This is a genomic window from Rothia sp. HMSC076D04 (genome assembly GCF_001814645.1).
In the GTDB taxonomy this organism is placed as follows: domain Bacteria; phylum Actinomycetota; class Actinomycetes; order Actinomycetales; family Micrococcaceae; genus Rothia; species Rothia mucilaginosa.
Window position 1 is genome coordinate 111,326 of sequence record NZ_KV817370.1, and the last position, 9,730, is coordinate 121,055.

At 57.2% G+C, this 9,730-nt stretch carries 8 protein-coding genes; 4 read left to right on the plus strand and 4 right to left on the minus strand.

All coding sequences use genetic code 11. The features are described 5' to 3' along the window. Positions 1-17: 17 nt before the first annotated feature. Positions 18-1,655 carry an alpha-glucoside-specific PTS transporter subunit IIBC gene (locus HMPREF2980_RS06640; protein ID WP_070690977.1) on the minus strand — a complete coding sequence of 546 codons (1,638 nt, stop codon included), beginning with the start codon at positions 1,653-1,655 and terminating at the stop codon, positions 18-20. Between the two features lie 419 nt (positions 1,656-2,074). On the opposite strand from HMPREF2980_RS06640, the gene HMPREF2980_RS06645 reads away from it, so the two are divergent. The 3 genes from HMPREF2980_RS06645 (at position 2,075) to HMPREF2980_RS06655 (ending at position 6,776) form a co-directional block, all read left to right on the plus strand. Further along, positions 2,075-2,953: an endonuclease/exonuclease/phosphatase family protein gene (locus HMPREF2980_RS06645; protein WP_049346414.1), complete on the plus strand. Its 879-nt coding sequence runs from the start codon at positions 2,075-2,077 to the stop codon at positions 2,951-2,953. A 73-nt stretch (positions 2,954-3,026) separates the two neighbouring features. Continuing rightward, positions 3,027-4,841 carry an alpha-glucosidase gene (locus HMPREF2980_RS06650; RefSeq protein WP_070690978.1) on the plus strand — a complete coding sequence of 605 codons (1,815 nt, stop codon included), beginning with the start codon at positions 3,027-3,029 and terminating at the stop codon, positions 4,839-4,841. A 129-nt stretch (positions 4,842-4,970) separates the two neighbouring features. Next, a complete protein-coding gene (locus tag HMPREF2980_RS06655) occupies positions 4,971-6,776 on the plus strand; it encodes a glycoside hydrolase family 13 protein (RefSeq protein WP_070690982.1) in 1,806 nt (601 codons plus the stop codon). Between the two features lie 276 nt (positions 6,777-7,052). On the opposite strand, the gene HMPREF2980_RS09740 is transcribed toward HMPREF2980_RS06655, so the two are convergent. Beyond that, a complete protein-coding gene (locus tag HMPREF2980_RS09740) occupies positions 7,053-7,358 on the minus strand; it encodes an EspF repeat-containing protein (RefSeq protein ID WP_141755949.1) in 306 nt (101 codons plus the stop codon). A gap of 830 nt (positions 7,359-8,188) precedes the next feature. Here HMPREF2980_RS09740 and HMPREF2980_RS09445 point away from each other — a divergent pair. Next, positions 8,189-8,662, plus strand: a complete 474-nt coding sequence (locus tag HMPREF2980_RS09445; protein ID WP_141755950.1) for a hypothetical protein — start codon at positions 8,189-8,191, stop codon at positions 8,660-8,662. A 206-nt stretch (positions 8,663-8,868) separates the two neighbouring features. Here HMPREF2980_RS09445 and HMPREF2980_RS09335 read toward each other — a convergent pair whose 3' ends face one another. After that, the gene (locus HMPREF2980_RS09335; RefSeq protein WP_083301090.1) at positions 8,869-9,291 is read right to left on the minus strand and encodes a type II toxin-antitoxin system VapC family toxin; all 423 of its coding nucleotides are present in this window, start codon (positions 9,289-9,291) and stop codon (positions 8,869-8,871) included. A 9-nt stretch (positions 9,292-9,300) separates the two neighbouring features. Then, a complete protein-coding gene (locus HMPREF2980_RS06670; protein ID WP_070593719.1) occupies positions 9,301-9,567 on the minus strand; it encodes a type II toxin-antitoxin system Phd/YefM family antitoxin in 267 nt (88 codons plus the stop codon). Positions 9,568-9,730 lie beyond the last annotated feature (163 nt).

Below are 9,730 nucleotides of genomic sequence, written 5' to 3' on the forward strand. Positions count from 1 at the left end.
TTGAAAGCTGAAGTCTCTTAGGAGAGGGTCTTAGCTTCGTTCACCATGGTCTCGAAACGCTCGCGAACCTGGGGAACGTCCATACCGACGATGACCTGGAATGCCTTGCCCTTGCGGACGAGGCCCAGAGCACCTGCATTCTTGAAGTCTGCATCCGAGGTGCTGACGAGAGACTCATCAGCAACGGAGACACGCAGGCGGGTTGCGCAGTTGTTCACGGTGGTGATGTTCTCTGCGCCACCGAGCAGTTCGAGGAAGCCTGCTGCGCGGGGTGCGTAGAGGTCGCCGTCAGCTGCGGGAGCTGCCGCGCCGCCGTCCTTCTCAGCAGCCTTAGCAGCCTTGTACTCTGCCTTGCTGTAGAGCTTGGTCTCGCCGCCGTCTTCTTCACGACCGGGGGTCTTGAAGTCGAACTTCAGGATCATGAAGCGGAAGATCACGAAGTACAGGACGGTGAAGCACAGGCCCACACCAATCTGCATGAGGTAGGTGCCGGAGTGGTTTGCCCACAGCGGGATCCAGTTCTGGAACAGGAAGTCGAGCAGACCGCCACCCATGTAACCAACCAGACCCAGCTGGTACATGATTGCTGCCATGGTTGCTGCCAGGATTGCGTGGACCAGGAACAGCGGGGGTGCAAGGAACAGGAAGGTGAACTCGAGGGGCTCGGTGATACCGATCAGGATCGCGGTGAGGCAGACGGGGATCATCAGAGCGAGAACTTCCTTGCGCTTCTCGGGACGAGCAGTGGTGTAGAACGCCGCTGCGATACCGATGGGTGCAAAGACCTTGGAGTTACCGTGCAGTGCGAAGCCGCCGCCGGGGAACAGTTCCTTCAGGGGCTTGTCGCTCTTTGCGAACTCGGTCAGGTGGGTCGGCCAGTCCTTAGCAATACCGTTCGGGGTAACAACATTACCGAAGACGAACGGGGAGTAGATAAAGTGGTGCAGACCGGTCGGAATCAGGAAGCGCTCGAGGAAGGTGTAAACCCACACGCCGAGTGCGCCGGATGCGATGAAGAAGCCCTGCAGGGAGGAGATGCCGTGCTGAGCGTAGGGCCACAGCCAGGAGAACAGGAATGCCACGGGCATCATCAGGAAGAAGCAGACGCCGTAGACGTACTGGGAACCCTGGAAGATACCGAGGAAGTCGGGCAGCTTCTTGTCGAACCAGCGGTTGTGTACCCACACCACGATTGCAGAGATGATGATTGCACCGAAGATACCGGTGTCCATGGTCTTGATACCGGCGATCATCTTCAGACCGGTACCTGCCGCGCTCTTAGAGATGTCGGTGGTGTAGTCCAGGTCGAAGAAACCGGTGCCGCCCTTGCCCCATACCTTGAGCATGGCGCCGACGAAGTAGTTGAAGGTCAGGTAGACCATTGCAGCTTCCATCACTGCACGTGCGTTAGCGGTCTTTGCCAGTGCAATGGGCAGACCGATCACGAAGAGCAGTTCCATCTGGTTGAAGACGGTCCATGCGCCGGACTCCCAAACGGACCAGAAGTGGTTCCACGCGCTTTCCTTGTCAGCAGCGAGGGGAATCAGGTCGCCGTTCTGTGCAATGATCGCAATACCGACCGCGAGGCCAGCGAATGCGAAGAGAAGAACGGGTGCCAGCATGGCAGAGCCGAACCTCTGTACTTTTTCCATCATGAGGCTATACGCCCTTTCGGGTTGTCGAGTGAGCGGACGCAGGTGCCGGCGATCGTTGCCGGTCTGCGGTGGCAACGCCGTATCTTTATACCCTCAAACGAAAGTATATGAGACGGGTGCCACATATCCTGCGTGCGCTAAATGCCGAATGTGTTTTAGACAGAAACAATAATGCCAGGTCATACCTGCCCACAGGTACCAAAACTGTGAGTTTTGAAAGAGTTTTTCAGAACCTGAAACATATCCCGGCACTGGTTAAAAATACTTGCTGCAGATGAGACTTTTTCCCTATTACCTAGCGCACAGAATCGATAGCATAAACAGTGCGCCCATAGAGGTCAGAGTGCATAAACACTCACCACCTCAATACGCGGTGCGCATATCATTCTTCAACCTCACACATACCCCGGACTTAATACATGCGCTTCCTCACCCTCAATACGCACAGCTGGTGCGAAATCCACCAGATTGCCAAGATCCGTACCCTCGCCAAGTTCATTATTGAACAGCAGGTGGACGTCATTGCGTTGCAGGAAGTCAACCAGCTCACCTCCACCCCCGTGGTGAAGGAGCCCCTCAACTACCGCGGCGGCGCCGGCGTTCCGGTCCGCGAAGACAACTACGCCCTGCTGCTCGTGCAGGCGCTCAACGAAATGGGTGCCACTTACGAGTGGACCCTCACCGAAACCCACATCGGTTGGGACCGTTACGACGAATGCGTAGCTATCCTCTCGCGCCTGCCGATTCGCGGTATCAAGCCCATCAATATGTCCCCCGGCTACGGCTACCACCAGGTGCAGCGCCGCGCAGCACAGGCAACGCTCATCGAAACTGAGACGGGCACCTTCTGGTGCGCCACCACCCACATGTCCTGGTGGGACTTCGACGGCGAGCCCCTCTTCGCGCAGGAATACGCACACCTCTCGCAGGAGCTTGCCGAGTGCGCCCGCACCGCACCGGTACTGCTCGGCGGCGACTTCAACTCCGCAGCACATCTGAGCAATGAAGGCTACGCGCTGGTCACCTCCAGCGGCATGGTGGATACCCGATCCCTAGCGGAGCACACCGACGGCGAGAACACCGTCCACCGCGAAATCGCCGGCTGGGAAGGTAGCACGGATGCCAAGCGCATCGACTTTGTCTTCGCTGACCGCCTGGTCGACGTGGTATCCCACGCGGTTGTCTTCCGTGACAACTCCCCCGAGGCGATCTCCGACCACAGCGGCCTGCTGCTAGAGATTGACCCCTCCAGCTGGGCGCCGGAGAGCCTCCTTACGCCCCTCACCAGCCAGTCCTAAAGGGGCATCAGACGTTAGCCGCCCGCAGAGCGGCACCACACAACACTCATCCATACCAAGGGAAGGAAGAACAATGACGACCCAGACCCAGTGGTGGCAGGAACCCGTTGTCTACCAGATTTACCCCCGCTCCTTCAACGACTCCAACGGCGACGGCATCGGCGACCTGCCCGGTATCACCGAGAAGATTCCGTACCTCGCCGACCTGGGCATTCAGGTGCTGTGGCTCTCCCCCATCTACGCGTCCCCGAACGACGATAACGGCTACGACATCTCCGACTACCGTGCCATCATGACCGAGTTCGGCACCATGGAAGACTTCGATGAGCTGCTCGAAACCGCGCACAAGCACGGCATCAAGCTCATGATGGACCTGGTCGTCAACCACAGCTCCGACGAGCACGAATGGTTCAAGCAGGCACGCTCCTCCAAGGACAACCCCTACCGCGACTACTACATCTGGCGCGGCCCCAAGGGCTTCGATGAGGATGGCAAGCCGATTCCGCCGAACAACTGGATTTCCTGTTTCAGCCCCTCCGTGTGGGAATGGGACGAGGCGACCGGCCAGTTCTACCTGCACTACTTCTCCGTCAAGCAGCCCGACCTGAACTGGGAGAACCCGAAGGTCCGCGAAGAGGTCTACGACATCATGCGCTTCTGGCTGGACAAGGGCGTGGACGGCTTCCGCATGGACGTCATCAACCTAATTTCTAAGGACCTCTCCTTCCCCGAGGACCCGGCAGTCCTCGCTGGCGGCCTCGACAACTCCCTGGCTGTCGCAGCGAACGGCCCGCGCGTGCACGAATTCCTGCAGGAGATGAACCGCGAGGTCTTGAGCAAGTACCCGGTCATGACCGTGGGCGAAACCCCCTGCGTGACCGTGGACGACGCCGCACTCTACACCGGTTTCGACCGCAACGAGCTGCAGATGGTGTTCCAGTTCGAGCACATGGACGTAGACGCCTCCGAAGGTGGCGTGACCGGCAAGTGGTCCGACCGCCGCTTCAACCTGGTTGACCTCAAGAAGGTCCTCACCCACTGGCAGGAAGGCCTGCACGGTCGCGGCTGGAACTCCCTGTACTGGAACAACCACGACCAGCCGCGCACCGTCTCCCGCTTCGGTAACGACTCCCCCGAGTACCGCACCGTCAGCGCCAAGATGCTCGGCACCGTGCTGCACCTGATGCAGGGCACCCCCTACATCTACCAGGGTGAAGAGCTGGGCATGACCAACGTCTTCTTCGACGATGTGAAGGACTACAACGACCTGGAGATTCACGACTCCTGGCGCAAGTACGTTGAAGAGTCGGGCCGCGTCTCCGCGGAGGACATGCTTCGCTACATCAGCGCCTCCGGCCGCGATAACGCCCGCACCCCCATGCAGTGGACCGCTGGCGAGAACGCAGGCTTCACCTCCGGCACCCCGTGGCTGAAGCTGAACCCGCGCTACACCGAAATCAACGCGGAGGCAGAGCTCGCTGACCAGGATTCGGTGTTCTACCACTACCGTGACCTGATTAGCCTGCGCCGCGAGCACCCGATTGTCCTGACCGGCGAGTACCGCCTGCTGGATGAAGAGGATGACCAGGTTTACGCCTACCTGCGCGTGAACTCCGATGAGGACGCCGCCGCAACCGGCGAGCGCGCCCTGCTGGTCGTTGCGAACTTCACCGATGACACCGTTCAGCTGAACTACGCGGGCGGCAACCTGGATTCGGTGGTGCTGACCAACTCGCAGGCACTCTCTCCGACTGAGCTGAAGGCAATCGAGAACACCCCGAAGCTGATTAGCTCGAACTATCGCGATGAGAACCGCGAGTTCACCGACGAGGGCACCCTGCTGCGCCCCTACGAGGCGAAGGTGTACCTCTTCGGTAACGCCAAGTAGCCGTACCCCACTCATACTGTGCGAAGGGGGACCAGATACAGACATTCCGGTCCCTCTTCGCCCTATACTTCAATCACAGACAAAATTTGTTCCTCTTTTCGGCTGGATGGCCGGTATAGAAAGGCAATTATGAGCAACTCCGAGGCATACGAGGTTCCCTCCTACGAAGGCCGCCAGTGGTGGAAGGAAGCCGTGGTGTACCAGGTGTACCCCCGCTCCTTCAACGACGCTAACGGCGACGGTATCGGTGACCTGAAGGGCATCACTGAGAAGCTGCCCTACCTGGCTAAGTTGGGCATCAACGTCATTTGGCTCTCCCCCGTGTTCGACTCGCCGAACGTGGATAACGGCTACGACATCTCTGACTACTTCGCCATCATGAGTGACTTCGGCACCATGGAAGACTTTGACGAGATGCTTGAGACCGCTCACAAGCACGGCATCAAGATCCTGATGGACCTGGTCGCAAACCACACCTCCGATGAGCACCCCTGGTTCAAGGAGTCCCGCTCCTCTAAGGACAACCCCTACCGCGACTACTACATTTGGAAGGACCCGAAGGGCTTCGACGAGGACGGCAACCCGATTCCTCCGAACAACTGGGCGTCCGAGTTCGGCGGCCCGGCGTGGGAGTGGGACGAGGCGACCGGCCAGTTCTACCTGCACATCTTCTTCAAGGAACAGCCCGACCTGAACTGGGAGAACGAGAAGGTTCGCGAGGACCTGTACTCCATGGTCCGCTGGTGGCTGGACAAGGGCGTTGATGGCTTCCGTCTGGACGCTATCAACATCATCTCCAAGCCCGAGGGCTTCCCGGATGACCCCTCCACCGACTTTGAGAAGCACACTTCCTCGATTCCGTTCGTTATCTCTAACGGCACCATGGTGCACCCGTGGATGAAGGAGCTCACCCGCGAGACCTTCAGCCGCTACGACGTGATGACCGTGGGCGAGACCAGCGCGACCAGCCCCGAGGACGCTAAGCTGTGGGCTGGCTACCACACCGGTGAGCTGAACATGATCTTCCACTTCGATCACATGGGCGTGGATAACGACCCGAACGGCAAGCTGGGCGGCAAGTGGTCCTACGCACCGTACAAGCTGACCGAGCTCAAGAGCATCCTGAACGACTGGCAGACCACCCTGGAGGGTAACGCCTGGGGTTCGCTGTACTGGAACAACCACGACCAGCCGCGCGTTGTCTCCCGCTTCGGTAACGATTCGGATGAGTTCCGCACCCTGTCCGCTAAGCAGCTGGCGACCACTCTGCACTTCATGCAGGGCACCCCGTACATTTACCAGGGTGAAGAGCTGGGCATGACCAACGTGAAGTTTGATTCGATTGAGGATTACCGCGATGGTGACTCGATCCGCTTCTACGAGGACATGCACGTTGACCACAAGCGTCTGAGCCACGAAGAGGCGATGCAGGCGATTTACATTAAGGGCCGCGATAACGCTCGTACCCCGGTTCAGTGGGATGCCTCCGCTAACGGTGGTTTCAGCCCCGAGGGTGTAACCCCGTGGATTGCTGTGAACCCGAACTACCCGGCGATTAATGCTGAGGCTGTTCTGGCTGATGAGGATTCGATTTTCTACCACTACCAGCAGCTGGTGGCTCTGCGCCGCGGCAAGCTGAAGGACCTGATGGTTTACGCAGCCTTCGCTCCGGTGGATTCGGTTCAGGTTCCGCACAACGAGGATGAGGCTGTGTACGCGTACACCCGTACCGGTGGTGCGGATGGCAGCCCCGCGAATGAGTCTTTGCTGGTTGTTTCGAACTTCACCGCCGAGGAGCAGGAGCGCGACTTCGCTGTGCTTTCTGAGGCTCGTGAGGCTGGTGCTCGTGTTGAGCTGGTGAGCTCAAACTACAAGGACGACGCGGGTTCGACTCTGCGCCCCTACGAGGCGAAGGTGTACCACATCGTTCGCTAAGCGCTGTAGCTCGTTGAGTGCTACCGCGTGCCGATAAGGTGATAGACAGCAGAAGGAGGGTGAGGCTTATGCCCCGCCCTCCTTTTGTGTTGTCTCCTTTATGGTCCAGGCGTGCTTTCTTGGCTCTGCTTAGCTGGAGGCTCTGCTCAACTGGAGAAGACGAGCTGCAGGATTGGCACGGCGAGCGCTATCATTCCCAGGCTGACGACTGCTCCGGAGGCGATAATGGGTGCGGCTGTTCCTTCGTGCCGGTAGTGGGTTTCCAGAATGACGATGTTAGCGGCTGGCGGTAGCACTCCGAGGATAAAAAGTACCTGCGGGTGTGCCAGGAGCTGGTCGAGATGCACTCCGGTGTGCGTGTGCATCCAGTGTGCGGCGGTTAGTATGCCGACGCTGTAGACGCTCACGAGCACGACACGCAGTAGCGCCCACCGGAGGGCTTGTATTAGGTCGGTTCGGTGCAGGCGAGCGGTGCTCAACCACATGCCGAGCACCATGAGCCCTACGAAGCTGAAGACCCAGGTGATGAGCCGGTAGATACCGGCGGCGTGGGTGTTGAGGAACGGTCCGGCGGGCAGGCATATCAGCCCGATTGCTACGGCGATAATGGGGCGGTTCGTGAGCAGGGACCGCAGTACTGCACCGACGGCAGCTTTGTGTGTGACAGCTTTTCGGGTGGGCTTGGCTCGGCTAGTCGTGAGTCCGTCTGTATTGGTTTCTCTGCGCATGAGTGAGGTGCCGAGGATATTACCCATGACGGAGTTGCCGATGTACGCGCCGACGTAGAGGCGTACGGCTTCCTCGCCCCAGAAGCTGGCGACTACGGGGATTCCGAAGATTCCGGCGTTGAGGTAGACGAGGGCGAGCCGTTGCACCGGGTCGTTCGTGAAGAAGGCGGCGCAGCGTACGAGAAGCGCCATGAGCACCATGGTGGAGGCTGCCATGAAGAAGAGTTCGGGACGGCTGGTGGCGACGATGTAGACGATGACGGTGGGGATAATCCAGCGGGTCAGCAGGGCGGAGGCGCTTTCTTTCAGACGGTTGCCCCAGTGCTCGGGTAGCAACATTGCGAGTCCGAAGCCTACCCCTAAGTAGAGGAGTGGGAGGATCATTCCCATGCTTGTTCCTTTCGCTGTTGCTGTGTCTGTGCCGTTGTTTTACGGCTAAGGTCCCTGTCTAATAACCCTACACTGAACCTTCAGGTTGAGGTTTATTGATTTTTTGTTGTATTTTTCGAAATTTTCGCGTCATATTGCATCTTATTCGCTGATGCTCTCGTTTTTTATACGGTTCGCTTCTAATCTTGAAATATAGAGAGAATATATTTTCCACCACATTCTTTCGTTCTATCACAGACACTCATTTCTTACGAGATGAGGAACTAGGCTGTTTCTTCTCCCGTAAGGCTAAATATGCAGGAGCCCGCAATGCAACAACCGTATCAATCTCCCCCTCCCGAATCCGGTGGCGTCCCCCAGCAATCTGCAAAGCGTCCTGCGCAGGCTTCTAGCCAGCATGCTGATGCGCATATTCCGCAGCGCTCTTCTGCTCTGCTTACTGCCCCTGCTACAGCTTCTATAGCCGCTGTACCCGCCTCTGAGGGCCCTGAGCAGACCTTTAGGGTGACTCACCCGGTGCTGAGTGCTATCTCGTGGCTGATTGCGGCTGCGAGCGCTGTGTGGCTTGTCATTCTGGGCGTCTCATTGGTGTTGAATGTCGCGTCGGGAGTGAGCCATGATTCTGAGTTTATGATGCTGACCTACGGCGTGTATATGGCGTGCGCGTTTGGGTTCTGCTGTTTTGGTACGTTTTTTGCTCTGCATTTTGGGTTGGGGTCGAGCGCTCATTGGCGTGATTCGATTCGTCACCCGCATCACCCGCATTAAAGGTTTTTCTTTTCCCCGTGTGGTTTTGTGGAGAGTTTTTAGTTCTTTTATTTGAACTCTCGTTTTAAATATTTTGGTGTTTTTCTTTAAAATTCATGCGAAAAATCTAGGCTACGGAGTATTTTCAGAAACGCTCATATGAAAGAAGCCGCCCGGCGCATCACAGCAGGATGCACCGGGCGGCTCCTTACGGGGCTTCAGCCATCTTAGGTTGCACACTCAAAGGGGTTCAGGAGCCGAACATGCAGACGCTCAAAATCTTTGACATTGCGCGTTACGAGAGTAAGACCATGAGTCAAAGCAGTTGCAGCGATCCATGCGTCGTTCTCCGGCGCTTTATCCGGCACGTGAAGCCCTGCACAACAATCAGCTACAGCTCCGTCAATGACAAGAGTTCGTTTCTGAAATTTCTCTCGAACTGCCAAAAACCACTCACGCAGATAAGCACCTTGTATCGGATCTTTACGCTCCATAGCAAGCACACCGCGCTCTAGTTCCATAAGGGTCACGACGCTAATATAGAGTGGCTTTTCTGAATAACGGCGAAACCACGACTCAAAAACAGGGTCAGCCTTACCGCGTGAGAGCTTCCACAACTCAGAAATAATATTGGTATCAAGCAGGTACATCGTTGTCCCCTAGAACTCTACAATGGGGCGCTGATGTGCGGAACGTTCTGCCGTGGGGAATTCTTCGGGCAGGTCCATACCTTCAGCAGGTTGAGGGTAGTTTGCGAAGAAATCATACAGGGAAGAGCTCTCATTCTGGCTACGCGAATACTCTTCATAGGTCATAAGGACATAGGTGGGTTCACCACGCTTAGTGATAATAACGGGTGATTGCTGAGCCTGCTTCTGGGCTTTGGCGAGATTTTGGTTGAACTCGCGGCTGGTCATAACGGTCATAATTTCCCCCTTGCTGCTCACGACATGAAAACATAAATAATGTAACTACGTAGCTACATTATATTTTCCTTTCAGTACTACGACAACCCCTCCATCTTCAGACCCGCTATATATCGTTAGGAAGATACGAAGAAGCCGCCCGGCGCATCACAGCAGGATGCAC

Excerpts from the sequence above, each read along its gene's own strand:
- HMPREF2980_RS09740 (WP_141755949.1), bottom strand. The coding sequence starts at position 7,358 with ATGCCTGCCCGCCGGACCGTTCCTCAACACCCACGCCGCCGGTATCTA.
- HMPREF2980_RS09335 (WP_083301090.1), bottom strand. The coding sequence starts at position 9,291 with ATGTACCTGCTTGATACCAATATTATTTCTGAGTTGTGGAAGCTCTCA.
- HMPREF2980_RS06650 (WP_070690978.1), top strand. The coding sequence starts at position 3,027 with ATGACGACCCAGACCCAGTGGTGGCAGGAACCCGTTGTCTACCAGATT.
- HMPREF2980_RS06645 (WP_049346414.1), top strand. The coding sequence starts at position 2,075 with ATGCGCTTCCTCACCCTCAATACGCACAGCTGGTGCGAAATCCACCAG.
- HMPREF2980_RS06670 (WP_070593719.1), bottom strand. The coding sequence starts at position 9,567 with ATGACCGTTATGACCAGCCGCGAGTTCAACCAAAATCTCGCCAAAGCC.
- HMPREF2980_RS09445 (WP_141755950.1), top strand. The coding sequence starts at position 8,189 with ATGCAGGAGCCCGCAATGCAACAACCGTATCAATCTCCCCCTCCCGAA.
- HMPREF2980_RS06640 (WP_070690977.1), bottom strand. The coding sequence starts at position 1,655 with ATGATGGAAAAAGTACAGAGGTTCGGCTCTGCCATGCTGGCACCCGTT.
- HMPREF2980_RS06655 (WP_070690982.1), top strand. The coding sequence starts at position 4,971 with ATGAGCAACTCCGAGGCATACGAGGTTCCCTCCTACGAAGGCCGCCAG.